Here is a 22,601-nt window from a genome sequence, read left to right as displayed (position 1 = left end):
ATGCTTGGCCGCTCCGATCGATGGAATAACCACCACCCCAGCATTTTTCAACGTATCGATGAGTTCGGGACGCGGCGCCAGAGCGAACGACGCCACTCGAACCTTCTCACGGATCAGTAGACTCACGCGCTCTGCGGCATCGGCTGCATCGGCGCGGATGTTGACCCCGAACGGTCGGTCGGTGGCGGCCTTGGTCTTCGCGATCGCGGTGGCCAGCTCAGGGTAGGTCATCGTCGCCGACGCCAGTATCCCGAGACCTCCGGCGTTCGAGGTCGCCGCCACGAGACGTGGCCCCGCGACCCATCCCATTCCGGTCTGCACGATCGGGTGCTCGACGCCGACCAGTTCCGTGAAACGCGTACTGAGCATTCTCACTTCGCCGGGACCTCCTTCTCGCGCAGTCCTCGCGGATCGATGGCATTGCGGATCAAGTTCAGTTCGTCCTCGCCGGGAATCCGCGTCTGCGTCACGGACGAGATGTCGAGTTCGAAGCCGGTGGCAGCACCAACCTCGTCCGCGGTCACACCGGGGTGCACCGAGACCAACCGCATCGTGTTGCCTGCGCCCGAGAAGTCGAGCACTGCGAGATTGCTGACGACTCGGTGGATGTCGAGAAACCGTCCCGCGGGATTTCCCTCGACCTTGTCGTAACCGACCCCGGACACCATGTCGACGGCGTCGACGAAGACCCGAGTCGAGTGGCGCGGAACCCAGTAGCTCGTGCGGTGGTTGATGGTGTTTCCCGGCCCACCTCGAACGCCGAACATCTGGCGCGTCGGCTTGGCGTGGTTGCCGAGGCAGGAAATGTTCTGATTGCCGTGACGATCGAGCTGATTGGCACCCATCACCACGTGACGCCGCCCCGAGGCGACGACGTCGAAGACCGCGCGATACGGAATCCACCCTTCGATGGGTGCGGAGGCCCCGAGGGCAGGGGTGTCGGCCAGCAGGTACGCCTCACCGTCCGAAAGCAGCAGATCGGGTTCGGTGGTCAACCGCGCCAGTCGGGCACCGATACTCGGCATGAGCCCCATGGGGCTGGCCATTATCTCGCCAGCGCCGCTGAACAGGTCCGCGCAGGCGGTCGCGCAGATCTCCGCACGTGTCACGTGCTCGGTGGTCATGCGTCGACATCCTGTCGGTCGGTCCCGGACACGTAGTTCTCGTAGAATTTCGCCCATTCGGCATCATCGGCTGCGGCGGCGACATAGGACTTCTGGAAGGCTTCGTCGCGATCGTAATCCGGTACGCACGAGGTGAAGTGCGCGCCTCCGGGCGCCGCGATCACTGCATCGACCATCATCCGATTGGTCAGCATCGCTTGCGGCGGTGCCGCAGCGACGAGTTCGGCTGTCGGCACGATCCTCTCGCAGGTCAGATAACGGCGTGTCGCGGCACGCAGATAGAGATCGTCGAAATACGGATCCGGCCCCAGATACACTCCGTTGCCGCTCGCGTCCGCCAGGTTCAGATGCACGAACGCAGCATCGAGTGTCAATGCGGGCATTGCTACGAGCTCCTCGAACTGGTCGGTCCCCGGTATCGGATAGGGCGATCTGATGGTGCGCAGTTCCGGGTAGTAGGTCATCACGTCGGATCCGATGCCTGCGCGTATCGGCAGAAACGGCAGACGCGCCGCTGCCGCCTGCAGGCCTGCGTTCAACATGCCCTCGTCCACCTCGCGTACCTCGATGGATCCGGTCGTCCGTGCACGCGAGAACCATGGGTCGTACGGGATCGAGTCCAATGACACGAACCCGTATACGACGCGTCGCACTTTCCCTGCCGCGCAGAGTAGTCCGATATCGGGACCGCCGTACGAGACGACTGTGAGCTCGCGCAGCGGTGATCGCAGCAGCGCGCGCACTGCTGCCATGGGCTTGCGCCGAGATCCCCACCCGCCGATGCCGATGGTCATACCGTCGGTCAGCTCGCTTACTACAGCATCGAGAGTGCTGGTCTTGTCGCGCCGCTCCGGTGCCGTCATGCGTGGCCGCCCTTTCCTCGGTGGTCCTGGTGTTCGCTGGTGCGAAAGTTGTTGTCGAGCGAGCTACGACGGGCTTCGTCGGCCGCACCCGACAGATTGAGCTCGAATGTGAAGCCTTGTTCGAAGCGGTAGCTGCGATGCACCGGCTGGATGTCGATGCCGTTCAACGCTTCCTTGGCCGCTCGGATGACACGGGTGTCCTTCGCTGCGATATCACGGGCTACTCGCAGAGCGGACTCGTCCAACTCTGCGCGCGGTACCACTTCGTATACGGATCCGAAATGCTCGAGCGCCTTCGCGTCGATCCGACGCGCCGTGTAGTAGAGCGTGCGCATCAAGTGCTGGGGTACCAGACGAGAGAGATGTGTCGCAGCTCCCAGCGCCCCACGGTCGACCTCGGGAACGCCGAATGTTGCGTCGTCCGAGGCAACTACCACGTCCGCGTTTCCCACGAGTCCGATTCCTCCACCGAGGCAGAAGCCCTGTACCGCCGCGATGACCGGGACTTCGCAGTCGTACACCGCCGAGAAAGCGGCGGCACATCCCTTGTTTGCACCGATGAGATGCTCGTAGCCCGAGTAGTTTTCGATCTCCTTGATGTCGACTCCTGCACAGAAGCCGCGATTCTCGGCCCGCAGCACAACGACCCGGGTTGCCGGATTCGCGCCGGCTCTCGTCACCGCCTCGGCGAGGTCGAACCAACCTTGGACTGGAAGTGCATTCACCGGCGGGTAGTCGATGGAGACGGTGACGATTCCGGGTTCCGGCTCGCTGGAAATGACTGGCACGATCGAATCCTCACTATTGCCGTACAAAGCAAGCATGTGCTTGGTAAGTTAGCACAGTCGACGGGCCAGTTCACGAGGTTCGTCGATCCCGAATTCGAGCGGAGGCACAGGTGAACACTGGTCGAGATACGCCGGTCGCCTTGATCACTGGCGGTGTGCGCGGCGTCGGCGCCGGCCTGTCACGAGCTTTTCTACGAGCTGGATACATCGTTGTCGCGTGCGCCCGGCGTGACGCGGACGCACCGATCACCGAGGGCGATGCGACCGCGCAGTACCTCCCCTGCGACGTGCGCAGGGAGGATCAGGTCGCCGCACTGGTAGCTGACGTCGTCGACCGATACGGTCGCCTCGACGCCGTCGTCAACAATGCCGGCGGTGCGCCGTTCGCGATGGCCGCAGACGCAAGCGCCGAATTCCACCGCAAAGTCGTCGAGCTGAACCTGCTGGCGCCGCTGATCGTCGCTCGGGAGGCGAATGCGGTTATGCAACAACAGCCGCAGGGCGGCTCGATCACGATGATCAGCAGCGTCAGCGCACGCCGGCCTTCCCCCGGCACGGCTGCATACGGCGCCGCGAAAGCTGGATTGGACAGCCTCACGACATCGTTGGCCGTCGAGTGGGCGCCGAAAGTTCGGGTCAATGGGGTGACCGTGGGGATGGTGGCGACGGAACTGAGCCATCTGCACTACGGGGACGCCGACGGCGTCGCTGCAGTGGAACGCACTGTTCCACTGGGACGACTCGCGACGCCGGCGGACATCGGTGCCTGCGCTGTTTTCCTCGCCTCGTCGGCCGCTTCCTACGTCAGCGGGTCGATGCTGGCGGTTCACGGCGGCGGCGAGCGTCCCGCATTCCTCGATGCCGCAACACCAACCGATAGAGAAGGAAACCGTTCATGACAGATCTGTGCAAAGGCCGCGTCGTCGTCGTCACCGGGGCAGGACGCGGCATCGGCCGTGCGCATGCGCTCGCGTTCGCCGCAGAGGGGGCGAGTGTGGTGGTCAACGATGTCGGTGTCGCAATCGACGGTTCGAACGCCTCCGCCGGCCCAGCGCAGGATGTGGTCGACGAGATTGTCGCAATGGGAGGGCGCGCGGTGGCCAACACCGACGACGTAGCCGACTGGGCGGGCGCGGGGCGGCTGATCGACACGGCGCTTTCGGAGTTCGGGTCACTGGACGTACTGGTCAACAATGCCGGGTTTCTGCGTGACCGAATGCTTGCCAATCTGGCCGAGGACGAATGGGACGCCGTCATCCGCGTCCACCTCAAGGGACATTTCGCCCCGCTGCGTCATGCCGTCGCCTACTGGCGCGCTGAACACAAGGCCGGTCGTGCGGTAGATGCACGCATCGTCAACACCAGTTCGGGTGCTGGTTTGCAGGGAAGTGTCGGTCAGGGCAACTACGCGGCGGCGAAGGCGGGAATCGCTGGCTTGACGCTGGTCGCGGCAAGCGAATTCGCGAGCTACGGCGTCACGGTCAACGCCATCGCCCCCGCTGCGCGGACCCGAATGACCGAGAACGCGTTCGCCGAGGACATGGCTGCGCCCGCCGACGGTTTCGATGCGATGGCGCCCGAGAACATTTCACCGCTCGTCGTCTGGCTCGGCAGCACACAGTCGGCCGCGGTCACCGGTCGAGTCTTCGAAGTGGAAGGGGGCGTCATCGGCGTGGCGCAGGGGTGGCGGCACGGCCCGTCCGTCGACAACGGATCCCGATGGGAGCCGTCCGACGTCGGCGCCGCAGTTGAGAAGTTGCTGGCGTCGGCCGAGACTCCGGTGCCGGTCTACGGAGCTCGGTGAGCGGTCAGGCTCGCTGACTGGACACCGAGACGACCTCGCCGGTGAGGTAGGTCGAGTAGTCACTCGCCAGAAATGCGATGGTGGTGGCAATTTCCCACGGCTCTGCGGCTCGACCGAAGGCTTCGTCGGATGCCAGTCGATCGAGGAGTTCGGTCGAGGTGACCTTCGCCAGGAACGCGTGGTTGGCGATGCTGGGGGCGACGGCGTTGATGCGGACGCCGTAGGCGGCTGCCTCGATCGCGCTGCAGCGAGTCAGTGCCATGACCCCGGCTTTCGCCGCGGCGTAGTGCGCCTGTCCGTGTTGTGCTCGCCAGCCGAGGACGCTCGCATTGTTGACGATGACGCCGCCGTGCTCGACGTCGCGGAAGTAGTTCAATGCCGCTCGCGTGCACCGAAACGTGCTGCCCAGCGTCACGTCGAGGACCCTCGACCATTGATCGTCGGTCATGTCTGCAACGGGGGTCTCGCCGCCGAGCCCGGCGTTGTTCACCAGAACGTCGATGCGGCCGAGGGTTGATACCGCGTACGCGATCAACGCATCGACCTGCGCGGTGTCGGTGACGTCGCAGGTGATCGCCGAAACCTTCCCCAACCCGAGCGCCTCGAGCTCCTCGCGTGTCGCCTCGAGCCGACGGGCGTGGACATCGGAGATGACGACGTCGGCTCCTTCGGCGAGGGCACGACGCGCGGTCGCACTGCCTATGCCTGTTCCCGCGGCCGCGGTCACGACGACGACGCGTCCGGTGAGCAGTCCGTGACCGGGGGTCTCCGCCGGGGCGACGGACAGCGGTGTCCTCGCGGACGAGTTTGTGGTCGAGGGCTGAGGGTCGGAGCTTCGGGCTGTCATGGGCGTGCCTCTCGTGGGAGTCCGAGCACTCGCTCGGAGATGATGTTGCGCTGGATTTCGTTCGAACCGCCGTAGATGGTGTCGGCGCGGGTGAACAGGAACAGGCGCTGCCACTCGTCGAGTTCACCGTCGGGGGCCAACATCGACGGTGCGCCGACGACATCCATCGCCAACTCCCCCAGTCCCCGGTGCCAGTTCGCCCACAACAGTTTCGAGATGGAGTCTTCACCTTGGGTACCGGTTCCACCGAGCGTGGTCAGCGCATAGGCACGCATCACGCGCAATCCCATCCACGCGCGTGTCAACTTCTCGCGCACGAGCGGATCCTCGATGCTCCCGTTGCTGCGAGCAACTGCGATGACGCCGTCCAGCTCGCGCGCAAAACCGACCTGCTGCCCCAGCGTCGACACGCCCCGCTCGAAACCCAAGGTCCCCATCGCGATCGACCAACCCCGGCCGGGTTCGCCGACGACCAGGTCGGCGGCGGTACGCGCACCGTCGAAGTACACCTCGTTGAATTCGGAGGTGCCGGTCAACTGGGTGATCGGACGGACCGTGATGGCGTCCTGGTTCATCGGAACGAGCAGATACGACAGCCCAGCGTGACGTGTCGATCCTCGCTCGGTGCGGGCTATTACGAACGCCCAGTCAGCTAGGTGCGCCAGCGATGTCCAGATCTTCTGCCCGGTGATCACCCACTCGTCACCGTCGAGCACTGCCGAAGTCGACACTGCGGCCAGATCCGAACCCGCTCCGGGCTCGGAGTAGCCCTGACACCACAGTTCACCGACCGAGATGATGCCCGGCAGGAACCGTGTGCGCTGTTCCGGCGTTCCGAAGGCGATCAGTGTCGGACCGAGCAGTTCCTCGCCGATGTGACCGACCCGTGCCGGGGCATCGGCGCGGGCGTACTCCTCGTGAAAGACGACCTGGTGCGAGAGCGGGGCACCGCGGCCGCCGAATTCCACCGGCCAACCGAGGCAGGTCCATCCGGCAGCGGCGAGATGGCGATCCCACTCGAGCCGTTCCTCGAATGCCTCGTGTTCTCGCCCCGGGCCGCCCAGTCCTTTCAGGGCAGCAAATCGCCCGGTGAGGTTATCGCCCAGCCATTGTCGGATCTGGATGCGAAAGCGCTCGCCGTCGTCATCTTCGGAGTAATCGACTCTTCCCTCTTCACGGGCCATTCAGGTACGTTAACAAACCAAGCCCTTGCTCAGCTAGGAGTTGCACGTGACCGACGAGATGCAGACGACGCCCGAGGCGTTGACGCGTGCCGCCGAAACCTACGGCGATACGGTGGCGATCGTCGACGGCGCAACGCAGATCTCGTTCGCCGAGTTACGCCGCCGGGTCGTCGAGGTGGCACGGGCGTTCGTCTCTCTCGGAGTCGAGGCAGGAGACAACGTCGCCGTCTGGGCCCCCAATAGCCACTACTGGATCGTCTGCGCACTGGCCGCTCACCATGCAGGAGGACGAGTGGTGCCGATCAACACTCGCTACACCTCCGCGGAGGCAGCGGACATTCTCGAGCGAACCCGAGCTCGAATTCTCGTCGTACCGCAGTTGTTTCTGGGCATCGACCGAGCCGCGGAGCTCGACCGGTCCAAGTTCGCCTCGCTACGCGCCGTGGTCACCGTTCCCCCGTACGCGAGCGGCGAATCAGAAGCATTGCACGGCAGTGACAACTACACGTGGGTGGACCTTCTCGCGCTGGCGGCCCGCACACCGCAATCGGTGATCGAGCAACGCACCGGCGACCTCGACGGCGAATCCGTCAGCGACATATTGTTCACCTCGGGCACCACCGGCCGAAGCAAAGGCGCCATGAGCTCGCATCGACAATCGCTGTCGGTGGCCCGCGCGTGGGCCGAGTGCACCGGCCTGCGCCACGACGACCGATACCTGATCGTCAACCCGTTCTTTCACAGCTTCGGATTCAAAGCCGGGGTTCTGGCCGCTCTCTCGGTCGGCGCAACGGTCTACCCTCTTGCCGTCTACGACCCCGAGACTGCGATGCGCATGGTCGACCACCATCGGATCACCGTCCTGCCCGGTGCCCCGACGATCTACCGGACCATTCTCGACCACCCCGCACGGGATCAATTCGACCTGTCGTCACTTCGGCTGGCAGTTACCGGCGCAGCAGTGGTTCCGGTGACGCTCATCGAGCAGATGCGTCAGGAGTTGACCATCGACACGGTCCTCACGGCATACGGCCTCACCGAAGCGGTAGTAGCCACGATGTGCCGCCCGGGTGACGATGCCGCCACCGTCTCGGCCACGTCGGGTCGTGCCGCGGCCGGGTTCGAGGTGAAGATCGGAGCGCGCGGGGAGGTCCTGCTCCGCGGTCCGAACGTGATGCTCGGTTACCTCGACGATCCCAAGTCGACCAGCGAGGCAATCGACGCGGAAGGCTGGCTGCACACCGGCGACATCGGTTCGCTCGACAACCGCGGCTACCTGACGATCACCGACCGGTTGAAGGACATGTTCATCTCGGGCGGGTTCAACGTCTATCCCGCCGAGGTCGAACAGGTGATGCTCGCATGTTCCGAGGTCGCCGACGCCGCCGTGGTGGGTCGGCCGGACGCACGACTCGGGGAGGTCGGCGTGGCCTTCGTAGTTCCCAAAGCCGGTTCGACGCCCGATCCGGCCGCGCTCATCGAGCACTGCCGCAATCGCCTCGCCGGCTTCAAAGTTCCGAAAGAAGTCTTACTGCGCGAAGAACTGCCCCGCAACGCGGGCGGAAAGGTATTGAAACGTGTACTGCGCGAGGAGTTCGTATGAACAGTGAGACCGGAGGCACCGGGTCGGAAGATTCGGACGTGGTGCTGTACGAGGTTCGTGGCAGCGTCGCGGTCGTGACGATGAACCGGCCGGAATATCGGAACGCGCAGAACTCGGTGATGACCTATGCCCTCGACGCCGCGTTCGTCCGTGCCGTGGAGGACGACGAGGTCAAGGTGATCCTGCTGAATGGGAACGGCCGACATTTCTCTGCCGGACACGACATCGGTACACCGGGCCGAGACGTGGACGCGGAATACGAGAACAGGGCTGTGCTGTGGTGGGACCACGTACGCAAAACCGGTGGCGACCAACGGTTCGCGCGCGAGATGGAGGTCTACCTGGGGATGTGCCGACGGTGGCGCGAGATCCCCAAACCGACCATCGCGGTAGTGCACGGCGCCTGCATCGCCGGCGGACTGATGCTGTCCTGGGTCTGCGACATGATCGTTGCCAGTGAAGACGCATTCTTCTCGGATCCAGTTGTGCGCATGGGCATCCCGGGCGTCGAGTACTTCGCACACCCCTGGGTGCTCGGCCCGCGGCGCGCCAAGGAGATACTCTTCACCGGCCAACGGTTCACCGCTGCAGAGGCTTTGGACTGGGGAATGCTCAATCGAGTGGTACCGCGCGAGAACCTCGAATCCGAGGCGTTCGCATTGGCAGAGCAGATCGCGTCCATGCCGTCCTTCGGACTGGCCTTGACCAAGAAGGCCGTCAACCAATGCGAGGATTTGATGGGCATGAGATCCGGCATGGACTCGGTGTTCGGCCTTCACCACTTCGCCCATTCCCACAACGCCGAGGTGGCAAGCGATTCCCTCGGCGGAATGGATGCGCGGTCGATGAAGACCTCCGCCGAGCAGGCGTCGAACACAGGTAGGGGCTGACCGATCATGGATCTCGATCTCGATGCATCGACCGTGACGTTCCGCGACGAGGCTCGCGATTTTCTTCGCGCGAACGTACCGAGCGATCCCCTGCCCTCCTTCGACACCGCGGCAGGATTCGAAGCTCATCGACAATGGGAACGCGTACTCGCCGAGCACAGATACTCCGCGGTCTCGTGGCCGCGTGAGCTCGGGGGTCGCGATGCGTCCATGTTGGAGTGGGTGGTCTTCGAGGAGGAGTACTACGCCGCCGGCGCTCCCGCACGGGTGAGCCAGAACGGGATCTTTCTGCTGGCACCGACGCTGTTCGCACACGGAACGGAAGAACAGCGTCGGCGAATACTCCCCCGCATGGCGCAGGCCGATGACATCTGGGCCCAGGCATGGTCCGAACCCGAGGCGGGCAGCGACCTCGCCGGGATCAAATCCTCCGCCCGCCGCACCGACGGGGGGTGGATCCTCGACGGCCAAAAGACCTGGAGCTCACGAGCCAGCTTCGCCGACTGCGCCTTCGGGTTGTTCCGATCCGACCCTGAAGCCGAGCGCCATCGCGGCTTGACGTACTTCATGTTCCCGCTCGACGCGGAGGGTGTCACGGTGCGCCCGATCGCACAGCTCGACGGCGAACCGGGATTTGCCGAAATCTTTCTCGAAGGAGTATTCGTCCCCGACCACGACGTGATCGGTCCGCCCGACGAAGGGTGGAAAGTCGCGATGAGTACGTCGAGCAACGAACGCGGTATGTCACTTCGTAGCCCCGGCAGATTCGTCACTGCCGCGGCCGAACTCGTCACGCTGTTCAGAGAACACTGCGACCCGTCCGACACAGCACTGGGTGACCGCGTGGTGGACGCGTGGATCGGGGCACAGTCGTACCGGTTGCACACCTACGGCACCGTGACCCGGTTGACCGAGGGCGGTTCCCTCGGTGCGGAATCGTCGGTGACCAAGGTGTTCTGGTCCGAATTGGATGTGGCGCTGCACGAGACTGCGCTGGATGTACTCGGCAGCGGCGCCGAACTCTCCGGCCGGTGGACCGACGGGTACCTTTTCTCACTATCGGGCCCGATCTATGCCGGTACCAACGAAATTCAACGCAACGTGATCGCCGAGCGGCTCCTCGGCCTCCCCAAAGGAGATCGATGAGATTTGCACTCGACACCTCTCGACTGGACTTCGGGGCCAGCATCGACGCGATGCTGGCCGCCGCGGACGTTCCCGGAATCAGCCGCGCCCTGGCCGCAGGTGACGTCGAACCGACTCGGACACTGTGGAAGTCGCTGGGAGACATCGGAGTCACGGGTCTGCTGATCGATGCAGAGTTCGGCGGTCTCGACGCCGAACCATTGGACCTGGTGGTCGCCCTCGAACGAATGGGCAAATGGGGTGTACCCGGACCCGTCGTCGAATCGATCGCAGCGGCACCCGCCCTCCTCGGGTGGACGAACCGCACGGGCAACGACTGCACCGGGCAGGGGCTCACGGAGGAGTGGCTCACCGGCCTCGCCTCCGGTGATCTCGTCGCAACGGTCGCCATCGAGCCGCACGCCCCCTACGTGCTGGACCCACACGTGGCCGGTCTTTCACTTCTGGTCAGGGAAGGCGCGATGTCGACGGCAACAGTTACTGGAACGCACCGATCGGTCGATCCGTCACGCACTCTCGGCATTGTCGAACCCGGTACAGCTGTCACGGGCGCTGACGCGGCGGTCCAGGAGGGGGTGCGGGAGGCGGAGTTGCGCGCCACACTTGGGTGCGCCGCGCAGCTTCTCGGCGCCGGCCGGTCGCTGCTGACCCGGACAGTGGACTATGCCAAGGTTCGCCAGCAGTTCGGGCGGCCCATCGGGTCCTATCAGGCGATCAAGCATCAACTCGCCGACGTGATGGTCGAGCTCGAGCTCGCCGCGCCGCTTCTGTACAACGCCGCACTTTCTCTCGCGGCGCACCCGGATATTGCTCGCCGGGACGTCTCCGCAGCAAAGGTCGCGTGCGGGGACGCCGCATACCGCGCCAGCCGAACCGCCCTGCAGGTGCACGGCGCGATCGGTTACACCGCGGAGTTCGACCTGTCGCTCTGGATCACCAAGGTTCGAGCTCTGCAATCTTCTTGGGGCACCGCGTCAGTACACCGCAGGCGAATTCTGGAGGTCCTGTGATCGTGCTGAACGACGATCAGCAGATGCTCGCCGATGCACTCCGGACGATGCTGTCCAGAAAGTGCCCGCCATCGGCCGTGCGTGCGGCCATGTCGTCTGCAGATGGATTCGACCGCGATCTGTGGACAGCCCTGTGCGAGCAGATCGGTGCCGGAGGCATCTCGCTTCCCGAGGCCCACGGAGGGCAAGGCGGCGGACCGGTCGAGGCCATGATCGTCGCCGAAGAACTCGGCAGAGTTCTCGCGCCCTCCCCCGCTCTCGGATCATCGGGGATGGCCGCCGCACTGTTGAACGCCGCGAACGACGGTGATGCCAAGGACCGGCTGCTTCCGCGGATCGCGGCAGGGGCGATGATCGTGTCGGTGTGCGCCGCGGACGCACAGGGCAGGTGGTTGGGCGCCGACCCGGCGGTTTCGGCCGTCCGATCCGGTGCGGTCACCCCGCAGGGCGAGGCAGCATCCACCCCAGGCTGGCTCCTGACGGGCGATTCCCACTTCGTTCTCGACGCTGGGGTCGCCGACGTGTTCCTGGTCGTCACAGTGGCCGAGGACGGTGCCGGCATCTTCGAGGTGGACGCCCGATCACCCGGTGTGCACTGCGATGACGGATCTGCGATGGACCCGGGCAGGGCGCTGCACCGGGTCCGATTCGACGGCGCGGAGGCCCGAAGGTTGAGGGTGCAGAACGCCGAGGGTGCGCTCACCGAAGCCCTCGACCGGGCGATGATCCTCCTGGCGGGCGAGCAAGTCGGTGCTGCCGCACGCTGCCTCGAGCTCACTGTCGAGTACACCACCCAACGTGTCCAGTTCGGCCGCCCGATCGGCAGCTTCCAAGCTCTCAAACACCGGATGGCCGACTTGCACGTCCTCGTCCAGTCAGCAAGAGCGGTCGCGTATGCAGCAGCGGCATCCACCACGCACGATGGACTGCACACAGATGCAGCGCTCGCCCACACCTACTGCTCGGAGGTCTTCGAATCCGTTGCGGCGGAGTGTGTTCAACTACACGGCGGAATTGCCATCACGTGGGAACACGTCATGCAGTTGTACTTCAAGCGCTCGCATTCGAGCTCCGGGCTGTTCGGCCGGCCACGCGTGCACCGAACGACGCTCGAACACGCGGCAGGAACAGCCGTCGGCGATCCGCCCTCCCCAACCTAACGCTCGAGCAGGATAGGTGGATAATTCGATCATGGCTTCTTCATCGAGATCGCCTCGGGCTCGATCGACCGAAAAAAACGCCCAGGGCTCCGAACGGCGCCGAGCGCTGGTTCAGATCGCCGCCGAGTTGTTCGCAGAGCGCGGCTTCCGCTCGACAACGGTGCGCGAAATCGGCGATGCCGCAGGCGTTTTGTCCGGCAGCCTCTACCATCACTTCGATTCCAAGGAGACCATCCTGGAAGAGATTCTGTCGAGCTATCTCGACAACCTGATGGCAACGCATACCGAGATCGTAGGTCGAGAACAAGATCCGATCGCGACGCTGCGCGAGTTGATCGTCGCGGCGTTCGTCTCACTCGGTCCGCACCGGGCCGCCATCACCGTCATACAGAACGAGCGGAACTATCTGTCACAGTTCCCTCGCTTCGCGTATCTGAACAAGACCGAAAACGAGATACGTCGCATTTGGGTCCAGGTCATCGAGGACGGAATCGCGCAGGGTGTCTTCCGCGACGATCTGGACCCCAAGATCGTCTACCGATTCCTCCGCGACTCCGTGTGGGTTGCCGTGCGTTGGTTCACCCCGTCCGGAGAGCTCTCAGCGCAGCAGCTTGCCGATCAGTACCTTCGGCTCGTAATGGAGGGGCTCCAAGCGCCAACACCGGCGAAATCACGCTCGCGGCGAGCAACACCAGCGTGAGCTCGCGCTCCGTCACTTCTGACAAGAGGTTTCGGTTTTCCTACCCGCGGGTAGCTCTCGGTTCAGTGCCGTGATCGATGCGAAGGCACACAGACGACCCATCGAACCCGACTTATGGAACCGAGGAGCGCATGATGACTTCGTCCACTCTGCTCGCACAGTTGCGGGCCGTACTTCAGCTGACCAACACAGAGATCCAGGTAGCCGAAACCAGAATCGCACAGGCGCGTACAGAAGCTGTGCGCAAGGAGCTCACCCAGAACGCAGCCAACGGCCGGGAGCGGGCCGAGACGCTCGAGGAGACCCTGCGTGATCTGGGCGGCTTCCCCGACGTCGTCGGTCCGCTGGTCGGCCGCACGCTCGCCATGTTCAAGGTACTGGTCGAGCAAGCTCAGCCGTTCGACGAGGCACTGCTCGGAGATCTCGCCCTCGAGCAGCAATTGCTCGGGCGTTCCAAGTACGTGAAGGCACTCGCCACGGCCGCGAACGAGCCCGCGGTGGTGACACTGGCCAATCGGCTGATCAAGGCGCACAGCGCAACCGTCGAATGGCTCGAAACCGTCCTTGCCGAGGAAGCACTCGGTGGTCCGGTTGCTCTGCGACGGACACCGTTGCAGGCCGCTGCCGGTAGCGCGGTCAAATTGGTCAATGCGCCCGCCACCTGGTCCGCACGAGGACTGGACCGTGCGGTCGACGCCGCGCGCACCACGCCGAACAGGCTGAACGAGCTGCTCGGACGTGGAGCACACGCCGGTGATGTCGCCGCCAGGACGCTGAGCGCGAGCCGCGATGCAGCGCTCGAGGCAGCCGAAGAGGTCACCCGCGAGGAGGGCGCCGATACCGCTGCCGACGCAATTCACGCCGTCCGCGCCGCCGGCGGGATTCTCGATGCAAGCGAACTGCCCGTCGATGACTACGACACGCTGAACGTGTCCGAGTCCGTGGCGGCGATCAAGGAATTGACCGACCCGAGTGATGTGCGGACCATCATGGCGTTCGAGGAGGCTCACAAGAACCGCCACGGGGTGGTCTCGGCCGCTCAGACACGCCTGGCAGCAATCGCCAAAGATGTCATCGCCGTCGACTGACTTCTCATGGCAGCAACGGTGAGTTGTTGCAGCACAGACAACTGCGGCCCGCGCCTTGCGCGGGCCGCAGTTGTCGGCCGTTCTGCCCTGGCCTGACAGATGGCACGGTTTTGTAACGTTTTTGCGAGAATCAACGACGTCAGGCACGACGTCACGCGAACGTGACGCCCCCATTTTTTGGATGGAGCATCGCGGTCGCTCGGCCGCGCAAGACTGGACGGATGGCCCATGCCCGACTCGGCAGATGACCCCGTGATCTTGCGTGCCGTGCTCGACCTGGCCCCTGACATGGTGTCGCTGTCCCAGTTCTCCGGAGTGGTCGAGTACGTCAACCCCGCGGGGCGCGAGCTGGTCGGATTGACCGAATCGTATCGATCGTTACCGTTGACGACGGCGGACTTCTTCACCGCCGATGGTCTCGACGTGGCACCGGAGGTAGAAGCCGGACTGAGCCGATACGGTCATTGGCGGGGGCACTCCGAGCTGCGGCACTTCGGCACCGATGAAGCCATACCTGTGGCGGTGTCCACCTTCGTCGTCCATCATGACAACGGCGAGCCTGCGCTCATCGCATCGGTGATCAGAGACAGGCGCTGTGGCCACCGCCGTGATGCCGAGCTGCAAGCGACGGCGGTGGCCGCCACCCACTACGCGGCCGAGCAGAAGGCACTAGCGGAGTTGAGCAGACTGGCCGTCGATGCTGAGTTACCACAGCTTCTCGACGCCGCTGTCGCAGCTGCAGCAACCCTCACCGGTGTGGAGACGGCGTCGATCGTCCGATACAGCGGATCGGCAAGCGCTGAGCTGTCCATCGAGTCCTGCACGCGAGCGGGCGCGTCCACACAGGCCACTACCCTCGGCGACATGGCAATTGCCGCGTACGCGATCGAGGGGGGCGCGACGGTGGTGTGCGCCGACACCGACGTCGAATCCCGTTTCGACACCTCCGCTATGGCCGCGCACGGCTTCCACAGCGGTTTGGCGGTACCGGTGGTGGCGGCAAGTGGGGCCTGGGGTGCCCTGATGGTGCACAGTCGTCAGGCCCGCGAGTACTCCGAGCGCGAAGTCTCTTTTCTGGATGCGGTCGCCAGTGTGTTGTCGACCGCATTGCGACGCATCGAATTGGATCAGCAGTTGATTCGGCGCAGTCTGCACGATGCGCTGACCGGCTTGCCGAATCGCACCCTGGCGTACACACGTATCGACGAGGCACTCGCACGCGCACGTGACACCTCGGGTGCGGTTGCGCTACTGCTGCTCGACATCGATGATTTCAAGATCATCAACGACAGTCTCGGGCACGACACCGGGGATCGAGCACTCGTCCGCTTCGCACACCGCCTCTGCTCCGCGACACGTGCCGGCGATACGGTCGCCCGCCTCGGGGGCGACGAGTTCCTCATCATCTGCGAAGGTGTCGACAGCGTCACCCACGCGGAAGAGTTGGCGCACCACATCACCACCAGCATTGCCGCGCCATTCTCCTCCATCAGCGCCCCGGTTCCGCTCAGTGCCAGCATCGGCATCGCCGTATCGGAATCCACAACGACAAGACGGGAGCTCATTCATCGCGCCGACCTCGCGATGTATCGAGCCAAGGAGAACGGAACTGGCGGTCACGCGGTTTTCGACACAGGCGATCTCTACGACGCCGATCGCATTCGTTCGCTGTCGATCGATCTCAGGTCGGCGTTGACTCGGGGCGAGTTGACGCTGCACTATCAGCCCCTCGTCGAGATCGCGACGGACAGGATCGTCGCCGTCGAAGCACTGGCGCGGTGGACGCATCCGGTCCACGGGGAAATCGCACCGGCCGAGTTCGTCGCCATCGCCGAGAGAACCGGTTTGGCAACGGAACTCGGGGCCTGGGCTCTTCGAACCGCCTGCACGTGCGCATCCGATTGGCGTCGCTTCGCCGAGATCACGATCCGCGTGAACGTCAGCGCACTCGAACTACGCAATCCTGCCTTCCCCCGCCACGTTGCGGCCGTTCTCGCCGAGACCGGACTTCCAGCCGGTGCACTGGGTCTCGAAATCACCGAAACCGTGTGGGTGTCCGACACCGCACGTGTGGCCGACACCTTGACCGAACTCCATGCCATGGGAGTTGCGCTCCTCCTCGACGATCTGGGTAAGGGCCACAGCTCGATCTCCTACCTCGACCGCTATCCCATGTTCGAGTGCTTCAAGATCGACAAGTCTTACATCGCCGCGCTTCCGTGCCGCCGCTCGCAAGCCATCGTCACCGCAATCGTGGCGCTGGCCAAAGCATTCGACGTTCTCGTCGTCGGTGAAGGCGTCGAGACCCAGGAGCAACTCGACGCGCTGGTATCGGCGGGATGCGACCTCGCACAGGGCTACCTGCTGGGCCGGCCCGTCGACGCTGCCGCCACTGGCGAACTGCTCAGATCGATCGCGGTCCATTCACAGTGATGGCGGCTCACCCGATGCTGCCTGCACCGGCTGGGTCGACACCACCGGCTGACGCAGAATGGTCCGAAGTTTCGACGGTTCCACGCGCCGTGCGTCGCTGAGGTAGATCTCGTGGTGCTTCCCGGTCATCTCGAGCCCGTTGTCCGGGATGAAGCGCTCGTGAAGCTCAGCCAGCACCGTTTCCTCTTCGGCGTACGGCCCGACGTGCAGTCTCTGCACGCAACGACCTTCGATCAGTGTCTCCAGGCGAACCAGGTCGAGGCTCACCGGGCGCTTCTTCGTTCGCACCGCCGCGACGGCTGCATCGAACATCGAGCGATCGATCCAGTCGGGAACCATGATCATGGCAGTCCACCGCCACTGCGACTTGTCTCGATTCGTGGTGAAGACGTCCATATCGGTTGCCCACCACAGAGCCTCGAGAGGTGTGACGACGTAGTCTTTGCCGAGACTCTCCTTGCTGGCCGTCTTGAGTGCGTAGGCAACCGGATACAACGAAGCGATCGCGTCGGTGTACTCCTGCGCCGAATTCGGATCACCGTGACCGTCGACCATCAGGTACTGCAGTGGCGGGACGTCGACGATGGAGAATCGGTCACGCTTTGCCGCGTAGGAGTCGAGCGACTTCTTGAAGTCGGTCTTGCTCATTGGCTCGTTCCCTGATTCGGGTGCGACTAGTGAACCACCAGAACCGGGCACTCGGCATGGTGGACCAGATTGTGACTGACCGACCCCAGCAGCAGACCGGCCACGCGCCCATGTCCTCGGCTACCCACCACCAGAATCTGGGCGGTGGCCGAGAGCGCGCGGAGTTCACGAGCGGCGGACGCACCCACCGACAAGGCCTCGACCGCAACCGACGGGTAGTCCGCGCGATAGGGCTCGACGATGTTCTGCAACCACTTGCGCTCTGCGGCACGCAGGTGTTGCCAATCGATCGATGTTCCGTAGTCGAGCTCGTCGGTTTCCTGGACCGCGCCGATATGGACTGCCAGGAGCTCGACCTCCAGCGCGTTGGCGAGTTCGAACGCCGCAGCCAAGGCTCGTTTCGAGTGCTGCGAACCGTCGACGCCCACCACGATCGGTCGTGCCTCTCCCGGAGTATCTTCTCGCTTGGGCCGCCAGACGAGAACTGGGCACGTTGCAGCGTTGACCATCGTTATCGTCGAACTACCGAACACCACGTCGCGGAGCGGTCCGGACTCACCGCCGCCCACGATCAACATCGTCGCGTGCTCGGCCGCCTTCTCTGCCAGCCGTGCCGGAGACAGTTCGGAGACCGAGGTGCTCAGCTCTGTGTCGAGGTCGGCCTCACGCACGAGGCGGGTCGCGTCATCGAGATGCTCCTGGCCCCGACGCCGGAGCTGCGATGGGTAATCGCTCGTCTCGAGTGATGCCGCCATGGCAGCGCTCCAGCCGGAGGTGGGCATGGTGTAGACGAGGTCCAGCTGCGCGCCGGTCTTGTGTGCCAGCGCCGCCGACCAACTCACCACCCCGCTGTCGGTGGGAGAGCCGTCGATGACGACGGTGAAATGCGCGCCACGGGTGAGTAGTCCGGTCTTGTTGTTCATTGTGCCCTTCACGTCGCGTCGATCGATCGGTCGAACCTTCACATCCCATCGCGGATGCAGGCCTTGGCACAGGGTATTTCGACCCCAATCGCGCGATCAGCACCACCCTAGCCGCGATCATTGCTCACTTGTCTCCGAAGCACTCCGTGAAGCTGCGCCATTCACGGTCCCACTGCCGCATCCGCTCCCGGCGAACGACGAACCAGAACGCCGCCGACGCTGCAGCAATAGACAGACCGCCCATCGTCAGCACCCCGACCGCAACCCCCACGCCGACGGCAGCGTTCACCATTCCGCTGGCGGGCGCGTCGACCAGTTCGCCGGCGTCGTCGATCCACACGACGACTCGGTCTCCCTCTCGCACATCCGGAGCAACCTTCGTCCGTTCGGCGCGAGTCTCCCCACTCGGGCTTTGCCACTCGACCGTCGCACGACTGTCGATAGCATCGGTATACGCCGCCGACGCTGCTGAACGGTGTGGGTCATCGATCACCACGGCGTCGATCCAGTGAGCGTTCGCCCGGTGCATCGCAGACTCCTCTGCCGCACTTGCATAGGTGAGCGCACCGGCGAGGGCGGCGAAGGGCACGAGAGCCAGCGCGAGAACCACAGCCGCGCACGCCACCAGCGACACTGTGCGATCGGTCCGCCGCATCAGCGGATTGGCGTTCCACGGGGCCAAACCCCACATCCGACGCATCCTGTGACCGTTCATCGCTCACTCGCTTCCTGCGAAACCTGTTCTCGGTCATACTTCCAGTGCTGCGACGGTGGAAACAGAGTCGAAAGTCGCCGGTCCTGTGTGAACGCGGCGGTCATCGATCGAGATGGGGGTCTTTATGCCCTTCTCTCGCGGTGCAGTTCCACGCACCATGGGCACCATGAACAACTACGTGGTCGTGGGGGTCGACGGGTCGGCTTCCTCGCGCAGCGCCGTCCGATGGGCCGCTTCGTACGCCGCGTCGCAGGCGACGAGCTTGGTACTGGTTCATGCAGGAGTGTCCCCCGAGCTGTCGACGGGTGACGACGCCGGACGAGGCCGCGCTTCGAGTGCGCGTGCCCGCGCCCGGTCGACCCTCGCCACATCACGGGTCATCGCGCACGCCGCCGCAGGGGCATCCTTGCCCGTGGAGACAGTATTGACACCCGCGCCGCCCGACGAGGCCCTCACGGACTGGGGCAAGAACGCCTGCATGATCGTGGTGGGATCAAGGCGGCGAGGGGGTTTCGCCCGCGCGGTGCTGGGATCGGTCAGCAACGTCGTTGCCACCCATGCCCTGTGCCCGGTTGCTGTAGTGCCAGCGCCTCATCCGGTCAGGCCACCGAGCTCCGATACAGGCACCGACGCGCCGCCCGCTCCGGTGGTGGTGGGAATCGACTTCTCCTCGGACACCGACGACAGCGTTCTCGCAGTCGCTTTTGCGCAAGCGGCGCGCCTTGGCGTTGGTCTCCACGCGGTTCATGCGTACACCCCGCCGGACTCGTCGCCGGCGTTGAGCGGATACATCCAGTTCGGGCCGCAGCGCGGTCCGAGCGCATCGGCTCAGCGCTGGCTCGACAGCATTCTTGCGCCGTGGTCCCACAAATACCCGGCTGTGGAGATCACGACGGCCGTCGTGGACGACTATCCGTCGCATGCAATCCTTGCCGACGCGACCCACGCCCAACTCATCGTCGTCGGGTCTCGCAGTCGCGGGGCGATCTCACCGCTCTTCACAGGGTCGGCGAGCCGCGCAGTGCTTCACCACGCCGCAATACCCACCATCATCGTCCCGTCCATCACCCGGCCCACCGACATCGCCACCGAACAGCAATCGACTGACCAACGGTCCTCTGGGTAATCGACAACCCACGGCAATCGACAACCCACGCTGGCATTCACCGGAAGCCTCCCCCAAGTCCATCTGGGGGCCACCTTCCGGCCCCCACCGTGGACGACGCTGATGGTTCGCTCGTTGTCGATCTGAGAGGCCTTCATGCGCGTCGCGTCGTTTCGGAGAACCATTGCCTTTGGGGCACTGACAGCCTTTGTCGCCGCAAACGCGCTGATCGTCGGCACGGCCTCGGCGTTGCCCGCCCAGACTGCACCGCCAGCCAGGACTGCGCCTCCCCTGTGCGAACTCGCCGACCTGATCGGATCCGGATCAGCAGCCGGATCACCGTACGGATGCGCCGAGGAAGGCGAACTTCTCGACATACGTATCGGCGATGTCCACGCCACCCAGCCGTCGGTCGGCTTCGACCAGGTGTACTACAAGCTCGGTCGCTACAGCATGGGCAAAGACGAGATCAACAAGAAGTTCGACGATTGGTGCGAGGCAAACGGGCAGGGAGAAGCCGCATCCGCGTTGCCCGAAGCCCGACTGGACGATCCGGCGTCGTTCACCTGCGATATCGCTGTCGGACAAGAGACCGCCGAGTCCATCGCCCCGATGAAGACCGTGGTCATCGGCCCGGGCGGCACTCCCTATCTGACAGACGGCCATCACACCTTGACATCGTTCTACGAGACGTCGGACGGTGGTCCGAATCTTCATCTCCGGTTACGGGTCGTCGCCAATCTCAGTGATCGTTCCCCCGCCGACTTCTGGGCCGAGATGCAGGAGAACAGGTGGGTGTGGACTCGTGACGTCGACGGTGTCGAAATTCCGGTCGAGCTTCTGCCCTCCGGCATCGGCCTGTCCAATCTTGCCGACGACAGGTTCCGTGGCCTCACCTATTTCGCGCGCGACATCGGCTTCGAGGCGGGAACGATCGAGTTCCTCGAATTCTATTGGGGCGCATGGATCCGCGACTCCGGCGCCGTAGACTCGAGCGCATGGGACCGTGGCGATATGACAAGCTACCTTGCCGCGGTCGAGGCCGTCTCGCGCGCCCAGGTTGCCCTTCCGAAAGATGCGATCGTCGACAGCGGGCGGACCGCCGCCGAATTGGGCGCACTCGATCGGTGGAATGACGGAAAGTCCTCCGACAAAGGTGAATTCGGAAAGCTCTCCACGCCGTACTCGGACGAGAAGCCGGGAAAACTGGCGTATGCGCTGCAGTACAAGGCGACTCTGCCCAGGTAGTCCGTCTAGGTGACCTGCGGGGGCACGAGGCACTCAGGTGTTACGTTTCTGTTCGGCGCGGATCAATCCACCTCCCACGATCAAACGCTGAATTTCGCTCGTGCCCTCGTAGAGACGGAGGAGCCGCACGTCGCGGTAGATGCGTTCGACGGGTACCTCGCGCATGTAGCCGGTGCCGCCGTGGATCTGAACCGCAAGATCGGCGACATTGCCCACCATCTCGGTGCAGAAAAGCTTCGCTGCCGAGGGTGCGATGCGTCGATCCGTCTCCTCCACCCAGGCTCGAGCTGCTTCTCGGACCATGGCACGTCCTGCCATGACCCCGGTCTGCTGATCGGCGATCATCGCTTGGACCAACTGGAAGTTGCCGATGGGCTCGCCTCCCTGCGTGGAAACTGCTGCATAGGAGACGGACTCATCCAATGCGCGTTGGGCTTGGCCGACCGCCAACGCCGCGATGTGCACCCGACCACGAGCCAACGATGTCATCGCCGCCCGGTACCCGATGTCGCCGTTGCCCCCGACCAGAGCAGCAGCGTCGACCTTCACGTCGGAGAAGGACACATCTGCCGTTCCCGATCCCTGCTGCCCCATCTTGGCGTCCTTCACACCGACCTCGAGGCCAGGTGCGTCGGAAGGAACGAGAAACACGGCGATACCGTTGCCGGCCGGGGGTTTCGGGTCGAGGCGCGCGAACACGACGAACAGGTCCGCGATGGGCGCGTTGGTGATGAAGCGTTTACTTCCGTTGATTGTCCACCCAGAACCGTCGGCCTTCGCGGTTGTCTGGAGCCCGGCCGGGTCGGATCCCGCCCCTGGTTCGGTCAGCGCGAACGATGCGACGATGTCCCCCGACGCCATGCCCGGCAGCCACCTCGACTTCTGCTCCTCCGTTCCGAAACCGACGAGGACCTGACCGGCGATGCCATTGTTGGTTCCGAACATGGACCGCAGCGACAGCGTCGTGTAGCCCAATTCCATGGCCAGTTCCACATCTTGGATCAGGTTGAGTCCGAGACCGCCGTACTCCTGCGGTAGGGCATAGCCGAACAACCCCATCTCTGCTGATTGCGTCCGGAGCTCGGCGGGAATGGTATCGGTGTTCATTATCTCCACTTCGCGTGGAACCACACGCGACCTTACGAAGTGCGCAACCTGCTTCACCACATCGGCGAATACGTCCTCGGGTACATCCGGGTTCTGGGTGTTCATACAACCACTATCGCCCCGCATATCACGATCAGTCCACTACTGCATTGCCAACGGATCGGTTCACCTGTTCGCCTCCGCCCTAGTAGAGTCTTGCCGACGCGCCCCCCACC

At 64.3% G+C, this 22,601-nt stretch carries 22 protein-coding genes; 12 read left to right on the top strand and 10 right to left on the bottom strand.

Annotated elements, in window-relative coordinates; genetic code table 11:
• The 4 genes from J1M86_RS25465 to J1M86_RS25450 form a co-directional block, all read right to left on the bottom strand.
• Nucleotides 1-369 (bottom strand): nitronate monooxygenase family protein (locus J1M86_RS25465; protein ID WP_206511866.1); only part of this gene is annotated, 369 nt, incomplete at its 3' end.
• A 2-nt stretch (nt 370-371) separates the two neighbouring features.
• Nucleotides 372-1,124 carry a CoA-transferase subunit beta gene (locus tag J1M86_RS25460; RefSeq protein ID WP_206511859.1) on the bottom strand — a complete coding sequence of 251 codons (753 nt, stop codon included), beginning with the start codon at nt 1,122-1,124 and terminating at the stop codon, nt 372-374.
• Nucleotides 1,121-1,987 (bottom strand): CoA transferase subunit A, encoded by an 867-nt coding sequence (locus J1M86_RS25455; protein ID WP_206511858.1) that lies wholly within the window; start codon nt 1,985-1,987, stop codon nt 1,121-1,123. Before J1M86_RS25455 ends, J1M86_RS25460 begins: the two co-directional genes overlap by 4 nt.
• Nucleotides 1,984-2,775 carry an enoyl-CoA hydratase family protein gene (locus J1M86_RS25450; protein WP_206511857.1) on the bottom strand — a complete coding sequence of 264 codons (792 nt, stop codon included), beginning with the start codon at nt 2,773-2,775 and terminating at the stop codon, nt 1,984-1,986. Before J1M86_RS25450 ends, J1M86_RS25455 begins: the two co-directional genes overlap by 4 nt.
• A gap of 110 nt (nt 2,776-2,885) precedes the next feature.
• On the opposite strand from J1M86_RS25450, the gene J1M86_RS25445 reads away from it, so the two are divergent.
• Nucleotides 2,886-3,674, top strand: coding sequence for an SDR family oxidoreductase (locus J1M86_RS25445; RefSeq protein WP_206511856.1), 789 nt, complete (start codon nt 2,886-2,888; stop codon nt 3,672-3,674).
• Nucleotides 3,671-4,579 carry an SDR family oxidoreductase gene (locus tag J1M86_RS25440; protein ID WP_206511855.1) on the top strand — a complete coding sequence of 303 codons (909 nt, stop codon included), beginning with the start codon at nt 3,671-3,673 and terminating at the stop codon, nt 4,577-4,579. Before J1M86_RS25445 ends, J1M86_RS25440 begins: the two co-directional genes overlap by 4 nt.
• Before the next feature lie 4 nt (nt 4,580-4,583).
• Here the strand turns inward: J1M86_RS25440 and J1M86_RS25435 are convergent, their stop codons facing one another.
• Nucleotides 4,584-5,426, bottom strand: a complete 843-nt coding sequence (locus J1M86_RS25435; RefSeq protein ID WP_206511854.1) for an SDR family oxidoreductase — start codon at nt 5,424-5,426, stop codon at nt 4,584-4,586.
• Nucleotides 5,423-6,610: an acyl-CoA dehydrogenase family protein gene (locus J1M86_RS25430; protein ID WP_206511853.1), complete on the bottom strand. Its 1,188-nt coding sequence runs from the start codon at nt 6,608-6,610 to the stop codon at nt 5,423-5,425. Before J1M86_RS25430 ends, J1M86_RS25435 begins: the two co-directional genes overlap by 4 nt.
• A gap of 46 nt (nt 6,611-6,656) precedes the next feature.
• Between J1M86_RS25430 and J1M86_RS25425 the strand changes: the two genes are divergently transcribed.
• From J1M86_RS25425 to J1M86_RS25390, 8 genes are all read left to right on the top strand, one after another.
• Nucleotides 6,657-8,213 (top strand): FadD3 family acyl-CoA ligase, encoded by a 1,557-nt coding sequence (locus tag J1M86_RS25425; protein WP_206511852.1) that lies wholly within the window; start codon nt 6,657-6,659, stop codon nt 8,211-8,213.
• Nucleotides 8,210-9,103, top strand: coding sequence for an enoyl-CoA hydratase (locus J1M86_RS25420; protein ID WP_206511851.1), 894 nt, complete (start codon nt 8,210-8,212; stop codon nt 9,101-9,103). The genes J1M86_RS25425 and J1M86_RS25420 overlap by 4 nt, the downstream gene beginning before the upstream one ends.
• Nucleotides 9,104-9,109: 6 nt before the next feature.
• Complete coding sequence (locus J1M86_RS25415; RefSeq protein ID WP_075837604.1) at nt 9,110-10,249, top strand: acyl-CoA dehydrogenase family protein; 1,140 nt, start codon at nt 9,110-9,112, stop codon at nt 10,247-10,249.
• A complete protein-coding gene (locus J1M86_RS25410) occupies nt 10,246-11,259 on the top strand; it encodes an acyl-CoA dehydrogenase family protein (protein ID WP_206511850.1) in 1,014 nt (337 codons plus the stop codon). The genes J1M86_RS25415 and J1M86_RS25410 overlap by 4 nt, the downstream gene beginning before the upstream one ends.
• Nucleotides 11,256-12,419, top strand: a complete 1,164-nt coding sequence (locus J1M86_RS25405) for an acyl-CoA dehydrogenase family protein (protein WP_206511849.1) — start codon at nt 11,256-11,258, stop codon at nt 12,417-12,419. Before J1M86_RS25410 ends, J1M86_RS25405 begins: the two co-directional genes overlap by 4 nt.
• Before the next feature lie 31 nt (nt 12,420-12,450).
• A complete protein-coding gene (locus tag J1M86_RS25400) occupies nt 12,451-13,119 on the top strand; it encodes a TetR/AcrR family transcriptional regulator (RefSeq protein ID WP_206511848.1) in 669 nt (222 codons plus the stop codon).
• Between the two features lie 134 nt (nt 13,120-13,253).
• A complete protein-coding gene (locus tag J1M86_RS25395; RefSeq protein ID WP_206511865.1) occupies nt 13,254-14,207 on the top strand; it encodes a ferritin-like domain-containing protein in 954 nt (317 codons plus the stop codon).
• Nucleotides 14,208-14,435: 228 nt separating this feature from the next.
• On the top strand, nt 14,436-16,640 hold the full coding sequence (locus tag J1M86_RS25390) for a bifunctional diguanylate cyclase/phosphodiesterase (RefSeq protein ID WP_206511847.1): 2,205 nt from the start codon (nt 14,436-14,438) through the stop codon (nt 16,638-16,640).
• Here J1M86_RS25390 and J1M86_RS25385 read toward each other — a convergent pair.
• The 3 genes from J1M86_RS25385 to J1M86_RS25375 form a co-directional block, all read right to left on the bottom strand.
• The gene (locus J1M86_RS25385) at nt 16,632-17,288 is read right to left on the bottom strand and encodes a GyrI-like domain-containing protein (RefSeq protein ID WP_075837603.1); all 657 of its coding nucleotides are present in this window, start codon (nt 17,286-17,288) and stop codon (nt 16,632-16,634) included. The genes J1M86_RS25390 and J1M86_RS25385 overlap by 9 nt on opposite strands.
• A 26-nt stretch (nt 17,289-17,314) precedes the next feature.
• On the bottom strand, nt 17,315-18,223 hold the full coding sequence (locus J1M86_RS25380) for a universal stress protein (protein ID WP_206511846.1): 909 nt from the start codon (nt 18,221-18,223) through the stop codon (nt 17,315-17,317).
• A gap of 112 nt (nt 18,224-18,335) precedes the next feature.
• On the bottom strand, nt 18,336-18,926 hold the full coding sequence (locus tag J1M86_RS25375; protein ID WP_206511845.1) for a hypothetical protein: 591 nt from the start codon (nt 18,924-18,926) through the stop codon (nt 18,336-18,338).
• Nucleotides 18,927-19,092: 166 nt separating this feature from the next.
• On the opposite strand from J1M86_RS25375, the gene J1M86_RS25370 reads away from it, so the two are divergent.
• Together J1M86_RS25370 and J1M86_RS25365 are read left to right on the top strand one after the other, a co-directional pair.
• Complete coding sequence (locus J1M86_RS25370; protein ID WP_206511844.1) at nt 19,093-20,052, top strand: universal stress protein; 960 nt, start codon at nt 19,093-19,095, stop codon at nt 20,050-20,052.
• A gap of 135 nt (nt 20,053-20,187) precedes the next feature.
• Nucleotides 20,188-21,279 (top strand): ParB/Srx family N-terminal domain-containing protein, encoded by a 1,092-nt coding sequence (locus tag J1M86_RS25365; protein ID WP_206511843.1) that lies wholly within the window; start codon nt 20,188-20,190, stop codon nt 21,277-21,279.
• 33 nt (nt 21,280-21,312) lie between these two features.
• On the opposite strand, the gene J1M86_RS25360 is transcribed toward J1M86_RS25365, so the two are convergent.
• Nucleotides 21,313-22,491: an acyl-CoA dehydrogenase family protein gene (locus tag J1M86_RS25360; protein WP_206511842.1), complete on the bottom strand. Its 1,179-nt coding sequence runs from the start codon at nt 22,489-22,491 to the stop codon at nt 21,313-21,315.
• Nucleotides 22,492-22,601: the final 110 nt, after the last annotated feature.

Source organism: Rhodococcus sp. KRD197, from assembly GCF_017168235.1.
Classification (GTDB): domain Bacteria; phylum Actinomycetota; class Actinomycetes; order Mycobacteriales; family Mycobacteriaceae; genus Rhodococcoides.
The sequence above is the reverse complement of the archived record's forward strand: the minus strand, read 5'-3'. Positions and strand labels throughout refer to the sequence as shown.

Coding starts and splice junctions, on each gene's coding strand:
- J1M86_RS25440 (WP_206511855.1), top strand. CDS start 3,671: ATGACAGATCTGTGCAAAGGCCGCGTCGTCGTCGTCACCGGGGCAGGA.
- J1M86_RS25460 (WP_206511859.1), bottom strand. CDS start 1,124: ATGACCACCGAGCACGTGACACGTGCGGAGATCTGCGCGACCGCCTGC.
- J1M86_RS25360 (WP_206511842.1), bottom strand. CDS start 22,491: ATGAACACCCAGAACCCGGATGTACCCGAGGACGTATTCGCCGATGTG.
- J1M86_RS25420 (WP_206511851.1), top strand. CDS start 8,210: ATGAACAGTGAGACCGGAGGCACCGGGTCGGAAGATTCGGACGTGGTG.
- J1M86_RS25395 (WP_206511865.1), top strand. CDS start 13,254: ATGACTTCGTCCACTCTGCTCGCACAGTTGCGGGCCGTACTTCAGCTG.
- J1M86_RS25390 (WP_206511847.1), top strand. CDS start 14,436: ATGCCCGACTCGGCAGATGACCCCGTGATCTTGCGTGCCGTGCTCGAC.
- J1M86_RS25435 (WP_206511854.1), bottom strand. CDS start 5,426: ATGACAGCCCGAAGCTCCGACCCTCAGCCCTCGACCACAAACTCGTCC.
- J1M86_RS25375 (WP_206511845.1), bottom strand. CDS start 18,926: ATGAACGGTCACAGGATGCGTCGGATGTGGGGTTTGGCCCCGTGGAAC.
- J1M86_RS25365 (WP_206511843.1), top strand. CDS start 20,188: ATGCGCGTCGCGTCGTTTCGGAGAACCATTGCCTTTGGGGCACTGACA.
- J1M86_RS25400 (WP_206511848.1), top strand. CDS start 12,451: ATGGCTTCTTCATCGAGATCGCCTCGGGCTCGATCGACCGAAAAAAAC.
- J1M86_RS25415 (WP_075837604.1), top strand. CDS start 9,110: ATGGATCTCGATCTCGATGCATCGACCGTGACGTTCCGCGACGAGGCT.
- J1M86_RS25410 (WP_206511850.1), top strand. CDS start 10,246: ATGAGATTTGCACTCGACACCTCTCGACTGGACTTCGGGGCCAGCATC.
- J1M86_RS25370 (WP_206511844.1), top strand. CDS start 19,093: ATGAACAACTACGTGGTCGTGGGGGTCGACGGGTCGGCTTCCTCGCGC.
- J1M86_RS25455 (WP_206511858.1), bottom strand. CDS start 1,987: ATGACGGCACCGGAGCGGCGCGACAAGACCAGCACTCTCGATGCTGTA.
- J1M86_RS25430 (WP_206511853.1), bottom strand. CDS start 6,610: ATGGCCCGTGAAGAGGGAAGAGTCGATTACTCCGAAGATGACGACGGC.
- J1M86_RS25385 (WP_075837603.1), bottom strand. CDS start 17,288: ATGAGCAAGACCGACTTCAAGAAGTCGCTCGACTCCTACGCGGCAAAG.